The organism is Nitrospira sp. Ecomares 2.1 (genome assembly GCF_965152585.1).
In genome coordinates this window covers 4,062,107-4,082,190 of the sequence record NZ_OZ224219.1, presented here as the reverse complement: position 1 = coordinate 4,082,190, position 20,084 = coordinate 4,062,107, and the positions used below count along the sequence as shown (strand labels likewise).

The 20,084-nt window shown below is 51.5% G+C and carries 16 protein-coding genes and 1 pseudogene; 13 read left to right on the top strand and 4 right to left on the bottom strand.

What is annotated here, in order from left to right:
- Positions 1-17: 17 nt before the first annotated feature.
- Both ACWHYD_RS18045 and ACWHYD_RS18040 read right to left on the bottom strand, forming a co-directional pair.
- Positions 18-2,432: a DNA gyrase/topoisomerase IV subunit A gene (locus ACWHYD_RS18045; RefSeq protein WP_447963403.1), complete on the bottom strand. Its 2,415-nt coding sequence runs from the start codon at positions 2,430-2,432 to the stop codon at positions 18-20.
- An 83-nt stretch (positions 2,433-2,515) separates the two neighbouring features.
- Positions 2,516-3,949: a M23 family metallopeptidase gene (locus tag ACWHYD_RS18040; protein ID WP_447963402.1), complete on the bottom strand. Its 1,434-nt coding sequence runs from the start codon at positions 3,947-3,949 to the stop codon at positions 2,516-2,518.
- Between the two features lie 470 nt (positions 3,950-4,419).
- Between ACWHYD_RS18040 and mreB the strand changes: the two genes are divergently transcribed.
- Entirely contained in the window at positions 4,420-5,448 is a 1,029-nt protein-coding gene (mreB, locus tag ACWHYD_RS18035) for a rod shape-determining protein (protein WP_342347518.1), read from the top strand.
- A 7-nt stretch (positions 5,449-5,455) separates the two neighbouring features.
- Here mreB and ACWHYD_RS18030 read toward each other — a convergent pair whose 3' ends face one another.
- Complete coding sequence (locus ACWHYD_RS18030) at positions 5,456-6,592, bottom strand: PQQ-dependent sugar dehydrogenase (protein ID WP_447963401.1); 1,137 nt, start codon at positions 6,590-6,592, stop codon at positions 5,456-5,458.
- Between the two features lie 146 nt (positions 6,593-6,738).
- Here ACWHYD_RS18030 and ACWHYD_RS18025 point away from each other — a divergent pair, with 146 nt between their 5' ends.
- The 3 genes from ACWHYD_RS18025 (at position 6,739) to ACWHYD_RS18015 (ending at position 7,948) form a co-directional block, all read left to right on the top strand.
- Positions 6,739-6,933 carry a hypothetical protein gene (locus ACWHYD_RS18025; protein ID WP_447963400.1) on the top strand — a complete coding sequence of 65 codons (195 nt, stop codon included), beginning with the start codon at positions 6,739-6,741 and terminating at the stop codon, positions 6,931-6,933.
- A 43-nt stretch (positions 6,934-6,976) separates the two neighbouring features.
- The gene (locus tag ACWHYD_RS18020) at positions 6,977-7,192 is read left to right on the top strand and encodes a hypothetical protein (protein WP_447963399.1); all 216 of its coding nucleotides are present in this window, start codon (positions 6,977-6,979) and stop codon (positions 7,190-7,192) included.
- A 306-nt stretch (positions 7,193-7,498) separates the two neighbouring features.
- Positions 7,499-7,948 (top strand): hypothetical protein, encoded by a 450-nt coding sequence (locus ACWHYD_RS18015; protein WP_447963398.1) that lies wholly within the window; start codon positions 7,499-7,501, stop codon positions 7,946-7,948.
- A gap of 54 nt (positions 7,949-8,002) precedes the next feature.
- Here ACWHYD_RS18015 and ACWHYD_RS18010 read toward each other — a convergent pair whose 3' ends face one another.
- Entirely contained in the window at positions 8,003-8,227 is a 225-nt protein-coding gene (locus ACWHYD_RS18010; protein ID WP_447963397.1) for an FmdB family zinc ribbon protein, read from the bottom strand.
- Between the two features lie 66 nt (positions 8,228-8,293).
- On the opposite strand from ACWHYD_RS18010, the gene ACWHYD_RS18005 reads away from it, so the two are divergent.
- From ACWHYD_RS18005 to ACWHYD_RS17965, 9 genes and pseudogenes are all read left to right on the top strand, one after another.
- A complete protein-coding gene (locus tag ACWHYD_RS18005; RefSeq protein WP_447963396.1) occupies positions 8,294-8,608 on the top strand; it encodes a hypothetical protein in 315 nt (104 codons plus the stop codon).
- A gap of 79 nt (positions 8,609-8,687) precedes the next feature.
- On the top strand, positions 8,688-10,127 hold the full coding sequence (locus ACWHYD_RS18000) for an FG-GAP repeat domain-containing protein (RefSeq protein WP_447963395.1): 1,440 nt from the start codon (positions 8,688-8,690) through the stop codon (positions 10,125-10,127).
- Between the two features lie 142 nt (positions 10,128-10,269).
- Entirely contained in the window at positions 10,270-12,309 is a 2,040-nt protein-coding gene (locus ACWHYD_RS17995) for a hydantoinase/oxoprolinase family protein (RefSeq protein ID WP_447963394.1), read from the top strand.
- Complete coding sequence (locus ACWHYD_RS17990) at positions 12,302-13,870, top strand: hydantoinase B/oxoprolinase family protein (protein WP_447963393.1); 1,569 nt, start codon at positions 12,302-12,304, stop codon at positions 13,868-13,870. The genes ACWHYD_RS17995 and ACWHYD_RS17990 overlap by 8 nt, the downstream gene beginning before the upstream one ends.
- Positions 13,871-14,456: 586 nt before the next feature.
- The gene (locus ACWHYD_RS17985) at positions 14,457-15,626 is read left to right on the top strand and encodes an SUMF1/EgtB/PvdO family nonheme iron enzyme (RefSeq protein ID WP_447963392.1); all 1,170 of its coding nucleotides are present in this window, start codon (positions 14,457-14,459) and stop codon (positions 15,624-15,626) included.
- An 805-nt stretch (positions 15,627-16,431) separates the two neighbouring features.
- Positions 16,432-17,373: a hypothetical protein gene (locus tag ACWHYD_RS17980; protein ID WP_447963391.1), complete on the top strand. Its 942-nt coding sequence runs from the start codon at positions 16,432-16,434 to the stop codon at positions 17,371-17,373.
- A 33-nt stretch (positions 17,374-17,406) separates the two neighbouring features.
- Positions 17,407-17,595: a hypothetical protein gene (locus ACWHYD_RS17975; RefSeq protein WP_447963390.1), complete on the top strand. Its 189-nt coding sequence runs from the start codon at positions 17,407-17,409 to the stop codon at positions 17,593-17,595.
- A gap of 6 nt (positions 17,596-17,601) precedes the next feature.
- Positions 17,602-17,688, top strand: a pseudogene (locus ACWHYD_RS17970) (hypothetical protein); the annotation flags it as partial.
- A 119-nt stretch (positions 17,689-17,807) separates the two neighbouring features.
- Positions 17,808-19,673, top strand: a complete 1,866-nt coding sequence (locus ACWHYD_RS17965; RefSeq protein WP_447963389.1) for a choice-of-anchor Q domain-containing protein — start codon at positions 17,808-17,810, stop codon at positions 19,671-19,673.
- The last annotated feature ends 411 nt before the right edge of the window (positions 19,674-20,084 follow it).

Sequence of the window (20,084 nt, the reverse complement as noted above, 5' to 3'; positions counted from 1 at the left end):
TACAATTCACCTGGAAGCTAAGGGGCACCTTCTGATTGGAAGATCGGAACGGTTAATTCAGCTGGAACCATGCCGATCAGGCGACCCCGCCTAAACAAGGGATGCCCTTTTCCTCCACGTCCAACCACCTGGTACTTGCGAAGAGAAACGGAAAGGGTTCCCCCGTCTTCTTTTATAAGCACCAGTTCCTCTTCTTTTGAGGACAATAAGCTAAATCCTACCACGGTATCGTCCCCGTCTAATTTCAAAACGATGACTCCACGTCCGGGTCCGGCTAGTTGCGCGACCTCTTCGGCCTGACAGAGCAAGGCTCGTCCTTGAGCCGAGACGACGGCCACGACGGTTTTTTTCAGAGGAGCGGTCACCTGGCTGACCCCGACGACTTCTTCCCCTTCCTTGAGTTTACAAAATTTTCGGCCAAGACGGGTCGAAGGCTCCTGGAAGGTGTCGAGTTCAAATCTGACCCCCATCCCGCTTGAGGTCATGGCGATGGCTTCTCCGTGCAGGCCGGTTGGGTTGCTGTCGAAGAGTGGCAGTGCGCGACCTTTTGACGGTGTCAGGGAGGACGGTCCCGTTGTCCGCATTCGGGGATCGAAGCTCAGCCCCTCAATAATACGTTCGCCATCTTTGAATTTGAAAAGCTTTTGGGCCGGATCTCCAAAACCACTGCGAGCCGGTGGGATATCGCCGATGCGGATAGAGTAGGCGCTGCCATAATTGGAAAAGAAGACCACCGATTCAAGGGTGCTTCCCCCTAAGATCGTCATCACTCGATCGCCTTCCCGAACCCGAGCTTTGGAGAGATCTTTAATGAGGCCGACTCGCCGGATCCATCCATCTGTGGAAATGGTGATCACGGCATCTTCTTTGACCCGGAAGGCGTCCGGATCGAATTCAATTTCCTCTGTTTGCTTCCGGCCTATTTTTGTTCGACGTTTGTCACCAAATGCCGTGGCGACTTCCTCCAGTTCTTTTTTCACCACATCCCATAATTTGTTATTAGAAGCCAACAGTGCTTTGAGGTCCTTGGCCTGGCGCAGCTTGTCGGCCAGCTCATCCAGCATCTTCTTGATTTCGGTCCGGGATAATTTATAAATGGGCGTCTCCAGAATTGCGTCGGTTTGAATTGGTTCCAATCCGAATCGTTGTTGGAGTTTTTCCGCAGAATCGGCTTTGCCCTCACTTTGCCGGATGATCTTGAGCACCTGATCCAGGGCGTCAAAGATGAGTTTAAATCCATTCAGGATATGGATTCGTTTTTCCAGGACTTGCAAATCGTAGCTGAATCTTCGTTTGACGGTAACAAAGCGAAAGTCGATGAACTGTTCCAGCATCTGCTTGAGATTCAGGCAGTCAGGACGGGCCACGGTCGATCCGGGTACGGGAACCAGGCACGTTAAATTGACGGAAAAATTATTCTGCAGTGGCGTATGTTTAAAGAGATAGGCCATCGCCAAATGGGGATCGGCATCTTTTTGTGTCTCAAGGGCAATTTGAACTTCGGTCGTGGATTCATCCCGGACATCCACCAATTGCGGAATCTTTTTGGTGATAATTAATTCGCCGATCCGTTCCACAATCGTGGATTTATCGACGGCAAAGGGAATGGAGGTAATCAGAATGGCCGATTTCCCGTGATCCAATGCTTTGACCTCATATTCTCCACGAAGCCGGATCGACCCCTGTCCGGTTTCATACATTTCCCGGATTTCTGTTTTGTTGTTCAGGATTTCCCCACCAGTCGGGAAGTCCGGGCCTTTGAGGTATTTCATGAGATCGGCAATAGAGGCGTCCCGGTTTGCAATCAAGGCAATTGCGGCCTGGATCACCTCTCCTAGATTATGGGGAGGGATATTGGTGGCCATGCCCACGGCAATCCCTGTGGATCCATTCACCAACAGATTAGGAAAGCGGGCGGGGAGGACCAGCGGCTCTTCCGCCTTGCCATCGTAATTGGGTTGGAAGTCGACGGTGTTTTTATTCAGTTCGTTCAGGAGTTCGAGCGCGAGGGGTGTCAGACGGGCTTCGGTATAGCGATAGGCGGCAGGACGGTCTCCGTCCTGGCTGCCAAAATTTCCATGGCCATCGACCAGGGTGTTGCGCAATGACCAGGGCTGGGCCATTCGCGCCATCGCGTCATAGACCGCCGCGTCCCCATGTGGATGCCATTCACCGATGACCGACCCCACAACTTTGGCGCTCTTGATGGGTGGCCGGTCAGGCACAAGGCGATGGTTGTGAAACATGGAAAATAAAATGCGTCGCTGCACCGGTTTCAACCCATCCCGGATATCCGGAAGGGCCCGAGAGGTAATGACCGAGAGGGCATAATTGAGATAGCGTTGTCGCGTGGTTTCATCCAACGGAACCGGGATGATCACCGAAGGGGTCTTATTGGAAGAATCTGTGCCTGAACGGGTTCGTTTGGCCATACGTTCGTATCCTTTGATGACTCAGAGGGTCTTGAAAATCATGCGGGAATCAGGATTTCGGAGGGTGAAGCCGTCTTATCACATTATTGGACTGGTGGGGGTTCGGGGCCAAGGTGTTTTGTCGGCGGCTCCGGTTCTTCGTCAGTTGGTTTAACAAGAGAAGGCAATCCTAACTGGTCCTTGATACGAGTTTTCACCCAAAACGGATCCCACCATTCCGTGGGATTCACCTGTTCGCCATGCAAAATCAAACTAAAATGCAGGTGGTCACCGGCGGCGAGGCCGGTGGTGCCTGATTTGCCAATGGGTTGCCCCAGAGTGACAGCCTCACCGGTTTTGACTTCGATTGAGGACAGATGTGCATACAAAGAAAGCAACCCGTATCCATGATCTAAAATAATGGTGTTCCCATAAATTCCCAGGTATCCGGCAAACACCACAATTCCGTGGTTAGCAGCTTCGACGGGATAATGCTGGGTAACGGCAAGGTCAAACCCTAAATGATCCTGGGTATCGACCACCTGCCCGTTATACATGTATTTGCGATGATCGGCGAAGGAGGCTTCAACCTTGGACCCCGACAGTTGGCGAAACGCCCCCTTCCAGAGGAATTCCTTGCGGCTAACCTTGGCCAAATTGGTAATGGTATCGTTATTCATCTTGCGTAACTTGTCGTTGACAAGAAGGAAATCCTTCAGCGAATCACCCAGGCTTTGTAACTCGGGGGTTTGAGCCAGGATGGAGGGGACGGTTTTTCGAATGAAGGATTCGGAAATATTTATGGAGCGGGTACGCCAGGCTTGAGGTTTGACCTTGAAATTCACATCCATGATGGCGGAGTTGCCAAATCCGTCGTCTGCAATCACTTGAATCGGTGTCGAGGACGGCAAATTATAGGGAAAGGCAATGAAGGCGAACATACCGGCCTTGTCAGGTGCAGGATATCCTGGGAAGAAGGCCTTTCCAATTTTTACCCCGTGAATAGACACTTCCGGGATTACTCGATACCTCACAATTCCTGCTCCACCTTGCACGATGGTCGTGGGGGCCGATAGGAGTTCCAATCGGGGCGGCGTGAATTGTGGGGTAAATTCCTTTTCCAGCCGTTGTCCGTTACCTTCAAACCAGTTTCGCCAGGAATAATCCCGTGCGGTCACAATGAGTTGAGCCTGCCCTTGTCGTCGCGGCAGATCCCCGTCGGCATAGGGAATGACATCCAGCGTGAATTCATGGTCATGTCCGCCCGTCGCCGAAAGCCATCCGGCAGAAGGAAAGGACTGGTCGGCGAGAACGAAGGTTTCCAAATTGTGAATGATGCGAACGGAGATGTCGCGAAGGCCGGTTTCAGGATCATGAATACGGAGAACCAGGGGTGTGGTTGGACCGACCTGCTCGAATGGTTGCTCGAGGGAGATTTCAGGAGCAGTGGAATCTCCCCATCGTGCGTTCCCAATTAATCCCAGGTAAATGGCGATAAGAGCCAGGACAATGATAATCAGAAAGACTTTTTTGGACACGATTGGGGTAACTCTTTTTCCAGAGGATTATGCGAGCAGGACAAAAAATGTTCCTCTTCTTATACCATACCCAGCCTTCAGAGCAAGTGTGTGGCGCGTTTGAAATGACGGTGAAGCGGGCGACTGTGAATTACGACCTTAGAAATGGCTGCTCTGTACTCTTGACATGGACAGGATGATCGCCTAGCCTGTTCCGGGCTTCAGTCAGGCCCTAAGTCTCATATCCCTCCTCTCGGGCAATGTATTCCGTCAAGATGGAGATGTGGGAATTCCCGCTCCTTGAATAATTGATCAGGAGTTTGGTTTCGAGGAAGAAGCCGGTGGGTTCTTGGTTCCAAACACATTCCCGAACATTTTCTCGATATTTCTTTATTTTGACAAATGGTGTTCCGATATATGCCGGTAGTGCCGAACCGGCTTCAGCCTGATCGGCATTATTTGAATCAACCGTCTTTCCACATGGGGGGCTCATGCCAGGGTTGAGTGACATTCTAGGGTGGTTTTCGAGCGATTTAGCCATCGATTTAGGAACGGCCACGACACTGGTCTATGTTCGTGGAAAAGGGATCGTCCTGAGTGAACCCTCGGTGGTGGCTATCGAAAAACAATCGAATACGGTGTTGGCCGTGGGCGTCGAAGCCAAGCGCATGGTGGGACGGACGCCGGGAAATATTGTGGCGATCCGGCCGATCAAAGAAGGCGTTATCGCCGATTTCGCCATGACCGAGCGCATGTTGCATTATTTTATTACCAAAGCACATAACCGGCGGGCGTTCGTCCGGCCTCGCTGTATTATTGGTGTCCCATCCCGTATTACCGAAGTTGAGCAACGTGCTGTTCGTGAATCGGCCACTCAAGCTGGTGCTCGGGAAGTCTATCTCATTGAAGAACCGGTTGCGGCAGCCATTGGTGCCGGGTTACCGATCACGGAGCCCTCAGGGAACATGGTGATCGACATTGGAGGAGGTACGACCGATATTGCCGTCATTTCCCTTGGGGGCATTGTCTGCAGCGAGTCGGTAAAGGTGGCGGGTGATTCCATGGATGACGCCATCATGAGCTATATCAAGCGTCGGTATAATTTGCTGATCGGTGATCACATGGCGGAGAAAGTGAAAATCGAGGTCGGATCGGCCTATCCGTTAGAACAAGCCAAAACGATGATGGTCAAAGGGAGGGATATGATTTCAGGTATTCCCAGGACGGTGGTGGTGAATGACTCTGAAATCCGGGAAGCGTTGGAAGATCCCATACATGCCATCGTGAATGCCTTACGAAACGCGTTGGAGAATACGCCGCCGGAGTTAGCCGGAGATATTATCGATAAGGGTGTGGTGATCACAGGCGGGGGTTCGTTATTGCCGGGCATCGCCACGCGGTTTCAGGAGGAAACCAATCTGCCCATCATTACGGTGGAGGATCCTTTGACCTCCGTGGTGTATGGCGTGGGAAAAGCCCTTGATGAAGTCGATTTATTTCAAAAAATTCAAAAGTTTTAATGGTGATCTAGGGCAATCCAGCAGTGGCGTTGGGTACAATCTGAAAAATCTTACCTTGATGACCGACGACATAGATTTCTCCCTCGCGATCTTCTCCAAAGGACGCAATTTGTAAATCCGTATCCAGCAGTTGTGTGGTCTGCCCGTCGCGGTAGCCCCAGATTTCACCGGTACAATAATCCCCGAACACATAGACTCCTTCTAGCCATGGCACGTGTTTCCCACGATAGACATAGCCCCCGGTCACCGAACATCGTCCCTGTTCGTGGCGATATTCTGTAACCGGACGGACCACACCCTCGGCCAATTCGCAGTTTTTGCTGGGCTTGAAGCAGTGACTCCCTTCAAGAAGTCGCCATCCATAGTTTTTCCCTTTTGCAATTACATCTATTTCTTCCCAAAGATTCTGTCCAACATCCCCGGCCCATAATTCTCCGGTCTGGCGGTCAAAGGAAAAACGCCAGGGGTTTCGAAGGCCAAGGGCAAAAATTTCAGGTTGGTCTTGTTGTCCGACAAATGGATTGTCTGCAGGGATGCGGTATGGAGGGGGTCCATTCACATCAATCCGAAGGATTTTTCCTAGCAATGACTGTCGGTCTTGCGCTCGATTCTCCGGATCCCCACCTGCTCCGCCGTCTCCCATCCCAATGTACAACAATGCGTCCGGGCCAAAGGCGATCATGCCACCGTTATGGTTGCTGTAGGGTTGTGGAATGACGAGTCTGATGGTTTCCTGAGGGTTTGCTTGATTGGGGGCTGGTGAAACTTGATGTTCGGCAATCACCGTAGCACCGTCCCGTGCCCTTGTGTAGTTGACAAAAAACCGGCCATTCGTTGAGTACTGAGGATGGAATGCCAGTCCCAGGAGCCCTCGTTCCCCTCCTGTGGACAGTTTTTCAGTGATATCCAAGAAAAGAGACGGATCCTGTTGGCCTGGAGTCAGGATAACAATGCGGCCATGTTGTTCTACCACGAACAAGCGTTTGGTCTGATCCGGACTGCCTGTAAGAAAAACAGGCTTGGAAAATTCGTGCTCCACCACGGGTTGCAATCCAATGGGTCCATTGGCAGGAGCAGGTTTTCCAGAAAGGCTCCAACTCAACGTGGACCAAAGGCCTACCGCTATCCCTATGATGATTCCCATCGTCAGGGGGCCTCGTCGCCTTTGAGGCGGTCGATGGAGACGAAATGGGTGTTTTCTGGAAATGATGGAGGGGAATGGGGATTGCCCGGGAAATCGACGCCTTGTTATAACTTGAGAAGCCATAAGTAAATGTAAAGGAGAGTGAGATGATCCTAAAGTATGAGTCCGATATTTTAGATGACGAAAATGCCAGAGGGAATTTCTATCATGTCTGTCAGGGAAAGGTCCAGGACACGCCGGTAGGCATTCCTCCTGACGATCAGCCCTATGAATGCCCCGCGTGTGGCATTGATCTGGAACAGGAAGATTTTATGTTGGCGCAACAACGGGGCTGGTCCTAATTGTTAGGAGAGGCCACCCCCATCTTATTGTAGGGAGGACCAGATGGAGTTACCACGTAGCCACGAGAGAAAAACGGTATCGGTCATGCGCGGCCGCATGATGCTGTGTTCGGCTTGTTTCGACAGCATTCATGAAGAAAACTTGGTGGATGAAAAAAACTATGTGGCAGACCATGAGGCTTTTTTTGATCTTATTTGTCCAGGCTGCGAAGATTTGAACCGTCCCCTCATCGACGATATGTTGGGCAGTTCAGAATAGCTCCCATCTTCACTTGACCGGACATGCTGAATGGGGACCTTCACCCCACGTTACCACATCTTCTTTCCGGTATTCTGCATCTTCCAGACTAGCCAATCCTGCCAATAAAATTTATGAGTCGGCGTTTGCTTAGAGGGCTGGGAATTGTCTGCCTAAGCTTCTTGTGCCACTGCCGCGAAATGACGGGGCTGGCCCATCTCTTCCGTTTGTTCAATCGATTCGTTTTCTTAACTCCTGTACAGATGAGACCGATAAGAAGAAGAGGGTCAAAAGTCGTCGTGAAGATTCCCTAGAAGGAGGTGTCCTATGGGAGGCTTCAGATCTGGTCCACTTATCTTTATGGTCTTTGGGATTGCCCCCATTTTTCTGTTTGCCTCCCCCACTCCCGCGTTGTCGTGTGAATCTCTACTCAATCCTCTGGCGTTTCAGGTTACGACCTTCACCCAAAACACCCTGCTTCCCAATGGCATGATGGCCATTCGGTATCCGGCAACTGAGCAGGAAGTTTCTCCGCATGTCAGTGTGCATCGAATATTGATGGTGATTCCGGGATTACAGGAATCACTTCCGGAAGCCTCTGATATACACTATCGAATTGTTGAGGGAGATGGCACGATCGGCTGGATAACTTACATCGTTTCCGCCCATGCATTATTCTATGGCGTGGGTGAGGATTCCTTAGGTTTTCCGGAAAAGATGTGGATTGATCCCGAAGAGGATGGGCTGAACGGCAACGAACACATTAATGGCAGGTAAACTGATTCAGGGAAATGAGGCGTCATACGCCTCCAGGGTAGATTGCCAGCCCGTTTAATTCATCGAGCAGGCGCCGGGTCCCCGGGGATCTCCACAGGATCCGCAACTGCCCGGATCAACAATATTCATTCCACTACCTGTCCCGCCTACGGCAAATCCTGTCAGTTGTTTTTCTAACGTGTTGGCCTGACACTTTGGACATTCCGGAATTGTCGAGCTATGGACAAGCATTTCAAAATGATGCGAACATCCTTGACACTTATAGGCAAATATCGGCATGGGTTCTGGACCTCCTTTTCAATGAAGTGGTAGACCTATTATAGGCGACCACATGAGATAAGGACAATGGAGGATCGCGAAGGGAGCGGGTTTACGGTCATGATAGAGAAGGAGAAAAAGATGTATCAAGAAGAGGGATCATTTAATCTGCGGTTTTCCCTGGAAGCCAATTTCCCGGATGAATATGAGGGCGAGGAAGATGAAAGGGCGTGGCTTGCCCATTGGGAAGACAAAGTGAAGCCTGATATTGTGAAAAGTATATTTCGCACATTGGAACAGTACCCTGACTGGGTGGCACGTTTTCGCAATCGAGGGATGGCGGCCACGGACGAGATTGAAATTGTCTTAGAAAAAACCTATACCGATTCTACATTGAATTAACCGTATTATGATCGTTAGGCTATTCGTGAAACGGTATGGAATCTTAGTCATTGCCTGGGTTTGTTTGGCTGGAGGGCCTATGCCTGCCTATGCCCAGAATCTTATCTATTCCCCCACACCGGGCAATCCGGTTGGACGCGCTCCGCAAGCCATCACAGCGGGAGATTTCAATGGAGACGGATTGTGGGATATGGCGACGGTTAACAGCACCTCCGACGACGTCTCAGTGCTCTTAGGCAACGGCAATGGCACCTTTCAATCTGCGGTATCCTTTGGAGTCGGGAAAATTCCGCTGGCGGTGGTGGCCGCCGATATGGATGGCGACGGCCGTCTCGACTTGGTCCTGGCGTTAACCGGCTCTGATCAGGTGGTTGTGCTGAAAGGTGAGGGCACAGGAATGTTTCAGAAGTTGGCCAGCCAGGAGGCAGGCAAGGGGACGACCTTTTTAGCTGTCCGGGATCTTAACGGGGATGGGTGGAGTGATGTGGTGGCAGTGAATAGCGGACGATTTGGTTACTACCCGCCTTTTGATCTTGCGGTGCTCTTAAATGATGGCAAGGGAGGCCTGTTGGCCCCCGTGACTTATGAACAGAACGGGCGTGACGGAATGTTTCCTACCGGTGTGCTGGTCGAGGATCTGACAGGCGATGGAAAACCGGATCTTGCGGTAACATGGAGTCAGCCGAGTTGGCGTTCTCCAAACGGGCTTGTCTCCATACTGAAGAATGCCGGGAATGGGACATTTGCCCTTGAGAAGGAACTCAAGTCTGGTTTTACCTTAAGCGCGGTTCAGGGGGCCGACATCAACCATGATGGATTGGTTGACCTTGCCGTGACCAGCCTCTTTTCGGACAGCGTTCGTATTCTGCTTCAGCAGGATGGAGGAACGTTTACCGAATTGGATCCCATTAAAGTGGGCTTTGCCCCGGTGGGCGTGACGTTTCGGGATTTTAATGGGGATCAAGAAATAGACATGGTTGTGGTCAATCGTGATTCAAATAGTCTGTCGATTTTGTTGGGGGATGGAGCCGGCCTTTTTACCTCAGCGGGACACTTTGGTGTTGGAGCCGCGCCGTCAGCCATGGTTGTGGAGGATTTTGATCAAGACAAATTTCCCGATTTGGCCACGGCCAGCACCAATGCCGATGGCGTTTCGGTACTGCTTAGCGGGGATGCGGCTATCCCCCTCCCAAGCCTGAGCACCGATGTCCTGGTCTATGAGATGGAGTCGGGCCAGGAGACGGATCCCTCCTCCTCTACTCATGTGGTGCGGGTCTCCAACATCGGATTGGGACTTCTCAAAATTGTGGATGTGAAGATCACCGGCAATGAAGCGGATGCCTTTTCTGTTGTGGAGAACACTTGCGCGGATGTCACGTTGCATACGGGCGATTCGTGCATGCTCAATGTCGGATTCGCTCTCCATGAGCCGGGAACCCACTATGCCATGCTTATAGTTCACGATAATGCCAGCGGTAGTCCGCGTCGTGTGGTGTTAAAAGCACTGGTGAAAAGTTAAGAAGGTGCTCTCCTGAGCATGAATGTGAAGCTGAACCAGCCCTTTTGACCCTCCCTTCATCCCGTTATTTGAATTCTGCGCTTCAAACCTTTCCCAAAATCCGGTATGCTCTTCTTCCGTTTCCTGAAGCAGAGTGACTTTCATGTCGACTTCCGGTCAATCCAGTCAAAATGTGTGGGTGGGTATCGATATTGGGGGGACCTTTACCGACTTTGTGGTCTGTTCCTCCTCGGATCAATCTCTTCCTCTTCAGCGATTTAAAATTCTTTCGACCCCGGCCGATCCTGCGGAAGCGGTCCTGCAAGGGTTAGCCCGTCTTTCTCACCATCCTGGTCGTCATATTGTGCATGGTTCCACCGTGGCCACTAATGCCATCCTGGAACGGAAAGGGGCTCGGACGGCTCTCATCACGACTAAAGGTTTTCGCGATGTGCTGCTTATTGGACGGCAAAATCGTCCTGATTTGTATGACCTGTTCCCTGTCATTCCTCCGCCCTTAGTCCCTCGTGAATGGTCCTTCGAAATCTTGGAGCGGGTGGATTGTGAAGGGAACATCCTGACGCCTCTTCAGGAACAAGATCTTGTCTCAATTCTTGAAATGTTCCGGCGTGAGGCGATTCAGTCTGTGGCCGTGTCGTTTCTCTTTTCCTTTGTGAATCCTGCTCATGAGCAATGGGTGACGGCGCGCTTGCGTGACGAAGGATTCTTTGTGACGGGTTCCTCTGAAATCCTGCCGGAATTTCGGGAATATGAACGAACCAGTACGACGCTGGTGAATGCCTATGTGTCTCCCGTGCTCGATGCCTATTTGGGCCGTTTAGAACGGGAGATAAAACCGACCGAGTTTCATATTGTGCAATCGAACGGGGGACGTATTTCCGTCGCCCAAGCGCGAGGGCATGGTGTCCGCTCCATTCTGTCCGGTCCGGCCGGGGGTGTGGTGGGTGCGCGATACCTGGCAGGGTTGGCAGGCTTCACCAGGATTCTGACGTATGATATGGGCGGGACGTCAACAGATGTGGCGTTGGTTAATGAGACGATTCACGTCACGACAGAAGCCAAAGTTGGGGGGAATCCCATTCGTGTGCCTGTCATCGATATCCATACAGTCGGTGCCGGAGGTGGCTCCCTGGCTACCGTCGATGCGGGCGGTAATCTTCGTGTGGGACCTCAAAGTGCCAGAGCACAACCGGGTCCGGTGTGTTATGGGCGGGGCGGAACGATTCCGACGGTCACCGATGCCCATGTGGTCCTGGGTCGATTGCCGACTGACGGGTTTTTAGGTGGCCGGATGAGATTGAATGTCGAAGCGGCGCAACAGGCGTTCGATGAACTGAGCCAGCAGATGGTTCTGACACCTCGTTCCGGTTTGGATATCCGGCAGACCTTGGCCTTGGGCATGATCCAAATTGCCAATGTGCATATGGAGCGCGCGTTGCGTGTCATCTCGTTGGAGCGGGGAGAAGATCCGAGGGAAACCGTCTTGGTGGCATTTGGTGGTGCAGGCGGATTACATGCGTGTGATTTGGCCAGGGCGTTGGGTATTCCGCACGTGATGGTGTCACCCATGGCCGCCACGCTCTCGGCTCTGGGCATGTTGGCTGCGGATGTGCAATTGGATTACGTCCAGACGGTGATGTTGCCGGGAAGCACGCCGATGGAGATTCTTGAACAGTCGACGCTACCGTTGGTTGATCAGGGGCAAGAAGACTTACATCGGGAAGGCGTGGATCCTGACCAATGGGTTCTCTCTCGAACCGTCGATGTTCGATATGTCGGTCAATCCTTCGACTTAGCGGTGCCGCTGACTTCCAAATTTCACGAGGAATTTCATCGGATCCATCACGCACGCTATGGCTATAGTCAGACAGAGACGCCTATCGAAATTGTAAATGTACGAGTCCGGGCAGTCGGCCATGTGACGCCGCCGACCATTCCCACCAGGCCGCTAGGGGCAGCCGATCCGACTGTAGCCAAGTGGGAAGATCGTCCGGTGGTCTTGCCTCAAGGGATGCAAGCGGTCCCGCATTATTGGGGAACCCGCTTGTGCCCGGGACATGAAATCAATGGACCGGCCATTCTGGTGCTGGATGATACCACGGTCTATCTCGGACCCACGGATCACGCCGCGATTGATACCTATTCGAATATTCTTATAAAGGTTGGAGCCACCGATGGATGATCCCATTCGCACAGAAATGATGAAGCACCGGTTGGTATCTGTGGCCGAGGAAATGGGCGCTCGTCTGCAGAGGGCTGCCTTCTCGCCCAACATTAAAGAACGCTGTGATTTTTCCTGCGCGGTGTTTGATGCATCCGGAAACTTGGTCGCGCAAGCAGCGCATATTCCCGTTCATCTTGGCGCCATGCCGCTGTCGGTGCAAGCCTGCCTTGAGTCCTTGACGTTGGCGCCTGGTGATGTGGCCATGGTCAACGATCCCTATCGCGGGGGCACGCATCTTCCCGATCTTACAGTGGTCTCGCCAATTTTTATGACAAACACCTCTCCTCCTACTCTCTTAGGGTTGGTCGCTAATCGCGCGCACCATGCCGATATTGGCGGGATGTCGGCAGGGTCGATGCCGTTGTCACAGGAAATTTTTCAAGAAGGACTGATCATTCCCCCGGTGAAACTCATGGTTAGCGGGGGAAAAAATGATGACGTCTGGCGGCTGTTATTAGCAAATGTCCGTACTCCAGAGGAACGCATGGGTGATCTCCAGGCTCAGTTGGCGGCCAATCAGGTTGGAGCTGAGCGGTTGCAGGCGATGGCTGAACGGTTTGGCATGCAACCGTTGCTCGCGGAAATGGAAGCCCTGCTTCGTTACAGCGAACGCATGACCCGTCAGTTAATCAGCACGTTACCCAATGGCTGTTACCGCTTTAAAGATGCCCTGGATAATGATGGATTCACTGAGGAACCTGCTGTCATTCGTGTGGCCATTATGATCGAAGATGAAGAAGTCACGGTCGATTTTTCGGGAACTGACGCCCAACGGCCTGGCAGTATTAACGCCGTCTATCCGGTCACCCTGTCCGCAGTGGCTTATGTGTTCCGATGTGTGTTGGGATTAGACATCCCTGCCAATAGCGGATGTTTGCGGCCGATTCACATTATTGCGCCGGAAGGCACATTGGTGAATGCCAGACGTCCTGCCGCGGTGGCGGCTGGAAATGTCGAAACCTCCCAGCGAATCGTGGATGTTCTGTTGGGGGCGTTGGCGCTAGCCTGTCCTGACCGGATTCCGGCAGCCAGCCAAGGCACGATGAATAATCTCACCATCGGTGGATGGGATCAACGACACAACCGCCCCTTTGCCTATTACGAAACCATCGGCGGTGGTATGGGCGCGGGTCCTCAATTCGATGGGGCAAGCGGCCGCCACTCACACATGACCAATACCTTGAACACGCCGGTGGAAGCGGTTGAATATGCCTATCCATTTCGAATTGCGCGTTATGCCCTTCGGGAAAAGTCGGGAGGAAACGGGCAGCATCAAGGTGGAGAGGGGATCGTGCGGACGTACGAATTTCTTCAGCCTGCCGAGGTGACGCTGTTGTCCGACCGCCGGTTAACCAAGCCCTATGGATTGGAGGGGGGCGCACCAGGACAACCCGGTCGCAATAGCCTGAGGCAAAATGGCGTTGAAAAAGACGTCAGTGGAAAATGTTCATTCCTCGTTGAAGCAGGCGATGAACTCACCATCGATACTCCGGGCGGCGGCGGTTTCGGAAAATCCTGAAGCCGTCCAACCGGGATGTTTCTACAGCTAATCCATACAGAAATTATGGTTCTGGTTTTATACCTTCACGATGCATGTGGGGAATCCTTATGAAGGGATGGCCAGTCCAAAGGCGTTCGGAGGTGAATACGTCACAATAGTGCACCCAACTCACGCGTCAAATGGATTTTTGGTGTTGCCGGATTTCGTCTCGGCAGGCCAGACCCTTTTGGTTCGGCAAAAGGGCCCCAAAACCAGTGACGCCCCGTCTGGCCCTATTAGAGGGGACAAACGCAAGCATCCAGAGGGCGGACCAACTCGTGGAGCCTGTCCTGAGTTTTCGCGAAGGACTCAAACAAGGTCCGCCACCTGAAAAGAGCGTCCTTCCTTGGGCCAGACGGCGGGCGTCGGACCATAATTTGTGGCACTGCCAGCTGTGAAGCTAGTGAAATGCCGTTCTGTCAGCTATCGGGTTGACGAAATTCGATGAACACGTAAAATACCAACCATTGTCGAACAATTACATGGGCAAGCGGGATTGAAAGGCCTGTTCAAAAAACTGGCTGAAGCTCAAGCCACGATTTCAGGTGTAAAGAAACATAAAACCATGTCGGGTATCTTTATCTGTTATCGAAGAGAGGATAGTATCGCCTATGCTGGGCGGTTGTTTGACCAGTTAGCCGATCGCTTTGGAGAAGAGCAGATCTTTATGGACATCGACACGATGAAGGTCGGACTGGATTTTGTGGAGCAAATCGAAAAGGCCGTCCAATCGTGTCATGTCCTGATCGCGGTCATCGGGAAGACCTGGGTGAACATACAAGACGAAGAGGGGAAGCGACGGTTAGATAATCCTAAGGATTTCGTTCGGGTCGAAATTCAGGTCGCGCTTGAGCGGAATATCCTCGTCATTCCGCTGCTGGTCGGTGGAGCGGGAATGCCAAAAGCCGTGGAGTTACCCGACGTTATCGCCAAACTGGCTCGGCGGCACGCGATGAAAATGAGTGATGAGCGGTTTCGTGCCGATGCCACTCGATTGTTTGAACAGATCAGCGAATATGTGATTGAGCCTGAATCTGAACCTCCGTCACCGCCTCGAGAACTGGAAGCGACAATTCCCGAAGGCATGGTCCTTATCCCCAAGGGGCCTTTTTTATATGCTGAAGAACGAGTTCGAGCAGATATTCCCTATGATTATTTTATGGATATCTATCCGGTGACGAATGACCAATTCAAGAAGTTTTTGCTGGCCAATGGCTATGGCTCCAAAAAATTTTGGACGGAAGAGGGGTGGGCCTGGAAGCAGGAAAATCAAGTGAATTGCCCTGGATTTTGGACGGATCTAAACTGGTATCGAGCCGACCATCCCGTTGTGGAAGTTAGTTATTACGAGGCGGAGGCATATGGCTCCTGGGCGGGAAAACGCCTGCCCACGGAACAAGAATGGGAGAAAGCCGCAAGGGGGACTGATGGTTGGGAATATACCTGGGGCAATGACTTCGATGCGACGAAATGTAATAGTGCCGAATCCGGTGATGCGACCACGCCGGTCACGACATATACGAAGGGCATCAGTCCTTTTGGTTGTTTTGACATGGCCGGGAACGTGTGGGAATGGTGTGCGAGTTGGAATAATCAATCCAACCGCGAGCGCGTGCTCCGGGGTGGTTCCTGGGACGATAAGCCGGGGACCCTGCGATCATCGGGCCGGTACGGTTACACCGAAGGCCTCCGGGGCCTCACCGTTGGTTTTCGTCTTGCCCAGGGTACCCCCTAACCCTTTTCTCATTCTTGCCTTTTACTTTTCCCTGTCCCAATCAATCAGTAGGAGCGGCGGTGCCCTCGCCATCGAAACTCCCGTCGTGGGAGACAAAAACTCTTCAAACGTTATACGGTGGTCAACCAGGTGCCGGCCATTTTTCGAAAAATTCTGGTGTATTCTCGTGGTGAATTAGCAGCACCACTACAACGTGCTGCTTAAAGACTTCCTGTAGACTATATCTTCATTTGAGATAACTTTCTTCCTTCCGGTTCTTTAAACCTCCCAAAACGGATTCCTTAACCCACCCTATTTACATTTGTTTTCCTTCCTCTGCTTGTATTCCCAGGAAAATATCACGGTTCCTAAATGCTCTTCCCAGATCGACAACGATCATGTGTGAAACGAACGATAGCATCCCTTATTGATGAGACCCGGCCTACTGGGGTTAAAGGGTTAAAGGGTCAGAGGTGCTTTTGAATGAAAAGGAAAAAATCGTGGGTAGGCCAATGCTTATGGAAAGGTTTTTCGATAATAAGCATATCCAAATGGATACGAATTCTTGGCCAGGCATCTTGGCAAGTGAGTGAGGTGGCGCAGTTCAAGAGAAACAATGAGGTTGATTTGTTGTGACTTTTTGTAGGGTGTGTTTGAAGGTTGATCTTCTGGCGTGATGCTTGCTTGATAACAATGTTCAAGAATGGTGTCAGAGTACGAATGGTTCTATCCCTCATTCTTCATTCTTCATGAACCTATTTGGTAACGGTTTCGACAGATCACATAGAGAACAGCCACTGATGATAGTAACGGAAAGTAGGGAGTGATGGAACTTGATGTGTGGAACAACTGGATGTCTATGGCGTTGTTGACGCCAGCTCTCTGGGCAGTGTCCTGCATTATTGATGTGTGTTTTGTGGGAGAGCGTATATTCCGTTTTCCTTCAGATGGTCCCATTATCTCTGGCCTCTTCTGCGTCCTTCCCTTCTTCGTGCTCGCTACCGAGGTTGGGGGTTGGGAGCCTGTGACATTGCGGACAAGCTGGCCGGCACTGTTGGCCGGGGTCTGCTACTTCCTCCATCTCTATTTTGTATTCAGAGCCCTTTTCACTATGAACGATGCCTCCTGCTCAGAAACCTTCAATACGCTCAGTGTTTTATTTGTCCCTGTGATGGCTTTTGTCCTGTTAGGTGAGCGCCTGGACCCGATCTATTATTTTGCAATCGTACTGGCGTTGGGTGGAATTTTTGTGCTGATCCGGTATCACCTCTCAGGGGTGCATCGGCATGCCGTCGTTCTGTTGACCGTTGCGGTGCTGTGTATATCGCTGACGATGGTGCTGCAGGCCTGGGTCTTCGAACAAATGGGCTATTGGAATGGGGTCGTGCTCTTTTCTCTCGGTACATTTCTTACTGCGTTGATTGTCGGCGGAGTACAACGCAGGCGGCGTCAACGCATTTTCGGGTTGTGCTGGCGTTTCGGGGGGATCTTTCTTGTGGCTGAACTCCTTCAATTGGCAGCTGTTTTGGCATCGCAACGGGCCACGGCTATTGGGCCTTCGGTTTCGATCGTCGCAGTGGTTGAATGTAGTCTCCCGCTATTTGTGATGGTGTTCAGTGCTGGGCTGCTGCTTTCTCGATATCGGAAATCCTTGAGCCCCGCTATTTGCGACACATTGCGACTCCAGATGACGTCAAGCCCTGTCAAATTGACATCGGTCACACTCATACTGATCGCCATTTTGATCGTGCAAATAACGGTAATTTAAGGAGCCAGAATTTTTAAAAAGGAGTGAAATGTCATGGACACCTGTACGTTTGGGGAACATTTGACAATTGAAGGATCTGGTGGCGAGTTTGTGTTTTTTAATGACCGTTATCTGGTGGAACACTGTCTTCTCGATTTGCCCCCATTACTCGGCATGCACCCATTGATCGCGCCGGTGGTTCGGTGGGCGGACGCGAATGATCACAAAGATCCTGGTGGATGAAGTGGATTTGTGCTGATTGCCGAAAGCCACATCAGTATTCATACCTTTCCTCACCGGCATTTTCTGATCCACAACAAAAGGAATCAGAAATGAATTTTCACATGCCCCATCCAATTCGACGACAAATTCATCTTTTTCCAGTGTTTTTGAAGTTCCAACGACTCCTCTGTCTTCTATTTCTGAGCAGTGTATGTATTGCTTTGGGAGGTACCATGGCTGGGGCAGTAACCTTGGATGTGTGCCCGTCTGCCTGCACCTATTCGACGATTCAAGCGGCAGTGGATGTTGCCGCAAGCGGAGATGTCATCGATATCGCGCCAGGTACCTATGTGGAAGTTGTTCAAGTAAATATTCCCAATCTCCGCTTCGTCGGGGCTGGTAGTGCGAGCACTATTGTTGACGGTCCGCTCAGTGCGTTTGTATTCAATGCCAGCGCGGGAGGTGCCAGTCTTAGTGGGGTGACCCTTCATAGCCAAGTCACAGGAGCCTGTATTCAAAACTATGCGGACTTGGTCGTCCGGGATAGCGTTCTGGAGAATTGTTCGAATGATCTGAACGGTGGGGGCATTTACACCAGTGGTGATTTGGTTCTTGAGCGGGTTACCGTGCTTGCCAGTCATCTGCATTATTCTCAAATTAACCCGATTGAAGGGCGTGGTGGAGGTCTATTTGTCGATGGGAACCCGATCAGTGGTGGGCCGACGGTGCGGATTTATGACAGTGCGTTTGGAGCCAACGAAGCCTTGTATGGTGGGGGAATCTATATCGGGACTGGAGCAAAGGTCTATATTGATGGGACCACCTTTTCGGATAATAGCGCTCATGACAGTACGGGATTTCTTCCATACACCGGACGGGGAGGCGCGATTCGCACGTTCGGTGAACTTCATGTGACCAATAGTACATTTTTTTATAATCGGGCAGATCTATTTGGTGGGGCCATTGCCGTCAATTGCGGCTCAGTCACGGTTTACATCGCGACTTCCGTACTTTTTGAAAACTTCACCAATGGGGAGACGTTCACTGCCGGGGGGCTCCCATCTGGAGGAGGACTCTATGTGGAATCAGGCGGAGAAGTGAATGTGTTTGGCACCGAATTCTATGGAAATCGATCCGGTTATGGTGGAGGAATCGGAGTTTACAACCTGTTGCAGCAGGGAACGGTCAACCTCGTGCAAGGCAGTCTGGCCTATAACACAGCCGTTGGAGATGGGGGCGGACTGTGGGTCTATGGAGGCAATGTGACCGTCAACACCTCCACGGTCTCCTTGAACCTTGCTAAGGGTAACGGGGGAGGCGCCTACGGATCGGGGATTATCGATTTTAAGAGTTCAACGATCGTCGATAATCTTGCATACGGAACTGGCGGGGGGCTGAATGCCAATAGTATGAGTTTACGAAACTCTATTCTTGCACGAAACAATGCCTCAATGGCAAATGCAACCGGGTCAACCGATGATTGTAATCAATCATTCGATTCTAGTGATCATAATCTCGTAGGAACAGTCGACGGATGCGGGGTCCTCAACCTTCTTCCGAATGATCTGAGTGGGACTGATACCGCACTTTTGGATCCCCAACTCGGTCCACTGACCGATAGTGACGGCGGGATTGAAGCCGGGACATACACTCACGTTCATATCCCGTTAACCGGGAGTCCGCTTGTGGATTCGGGTCTTCGGTGTGCGAATTTTGATCAAAATGGGAATCGTCGACCGGTGGATGGTGGAACCGGCACCAGACAATGCGACCGTGGAGCGGAGGAACTAAATGCCGGCTGTGGTTCGCCAGTGCCGACGACCGCTCTTGAACCCCTTGACAGTGGAAGTAATGTGGCACTCCAAACCTTGTTTGTCTGGGAACCTAAGGCTGGTGCGAACACATACAATGTCAAACTCGCGACCCAACCTCCTCCATTTGGGACAAGCATTGTTGCCGAGGTTTCCGGTATCACCGCGACTCATTGGAAGCCAGAGGTGACGTTGCTTTCTAACCAAGTCTATTACTGGCAGGTCCGGGCCGTCAGCCTTTGCGGTGGTACAAAAAAGAGTGAAGTTTTCAGTTTTACGACTTCCTAGTTGCACCAAATGTTTGTGGAATTTTAGTTCCTTGTCCGTAGGTGTGTCAGAATATAGTGAGAAAAGTCCTGTTGTTTGCCGACTCAAACAGCGTGGTACGGTGTACACCATTAAATGGTAATCCCCGATGGCCTTGTCTAGACGGAAAGTCTTCCTCGCTGCAGCGGTCTGGGCGTGGGTGTTTCGCCATTTTTTTGAGATGCCCTTAAAATAGTGCGTATAATTTGGTCGCCCTTGGAAGGAACGCCCTCAATGTGTTCAACATGCAATAGGTCAGCGGCAGACGGGTTGAAAGGATGAGGCTCCTTTCCCCCATTTACAATCGATCTGTTTTGAGGAATGCCGATGAAACCCAAAGATTGGATCTCACTCATCGAAGCGGGCAATCCTTTAGACGGGAATGTGGAAGTG

Bases quoted from the DNA above. Each gene is read 5' to 3' on its own strand.
- ACWHYD_RS18045 (WP_447963403.1), bottom strand. From the start codon at position 2,432: ATGGCCAAACGAACCCGTTCAGGCACAGATTCTTCCAATAAGACCCCT.
- mreB (WP_342347518.1), top strand. From the start codon at position 4,420: ATGCCAGGGTTGAGTGACATTCTAGGGTGGTTTTCGAGCGATTTAGCC.
- ACWHYD_RS18030 (WP_447963401.1), bottom strand. From the start codon at position 6,592: ATGGGAATCATCATAGGGATAGCGGTAGGCCTTTGGTCCACGTTGAGT.
- ACWHYD_RS18025 (WP_447963400.1), top strand. From the start codon at position 6,739: ATGATCCTAAAGTATGAGTCCGATATTTTAGATGACGAAAATGCCAGA.
- ACWHYD_RS18020 (WP_447963399.1), top strand. From the start codon at position 6,977: ATGGAGTTACCACGTAGCCACGAGAGAAAAACGGTATCGGTCATGCGC.
- ACWHYD_RS18015 (WP_447963398.1), top strand. From the start codon at position 7,499: ATGGGAGGCTTCAGATCTGGTCCACTTATCTTTATGGTCTTTGGGATT.
- ACWHYD_RS18010 (WP_447963397.1), bottom strand. From the start codon at position 8,227: ATGCCGATATTTGCCTATAAGTGTCAAGGATGTTCGCATCATTTTGAA.
- ACWHYD_RS18005 (WP_447963396.1), top strand. From the start codon at position 8,294: ATGGAGGATCGCGAAGGGAGCGGGTTTACGGTCATGATAGAGAAGGAG.
- ACWHYD_RS18000 (WP_447963395.1), top strand. From the start codon at position 8,688: ATGCCTGCCTATGCCCAGAATCTTATCTATTCCCCCACACCGGGCAAT.
- ACWHYD_RS17995 (WP_447963394.1), top strand. From the start codon at position 10,270: ATGTCGACTTCCGGTCAATCCAGTCAAAATGTGTGGGTGGGTATCGAT.
- ACWHYD_RS17990 (WP_447963393.1), top strand. From the start codon at position 12,302: ATGGATGATCCCATTCGCACAGAAATGATGAAGCACCGGTTGGTATCT.
- ACWHYD_RS17985 (WP_447963392.1), top strand. From the start codon at position 14,457: ATGTCGGGTATCTTTATCTGTTATCGAAGAGAGGATAGTATCGCCTAT.
- ACWHYD_RS17980 (WP_447963391.1), top strand. From the start codon at position 16,432: ATGGAACTTGATGTGTGGAACAACTGGATGTCTATGGCGTTGTTGACG.
- ACWHYD_RS17975 (WP_447963390.1), top strand. From the start codon at position 17,407: ATGGACACCTGTACGTTTGGGGAACATTTGACAATTGAAGGATCTGGT.
- ACWHYD_RS17965 (WP_447963389.1), top strand. From the start codon at position 17,808: ATGGCTGGGGCAGTAACCTTGGATGTGTGCCCGTCTGCCTGCACCTAT.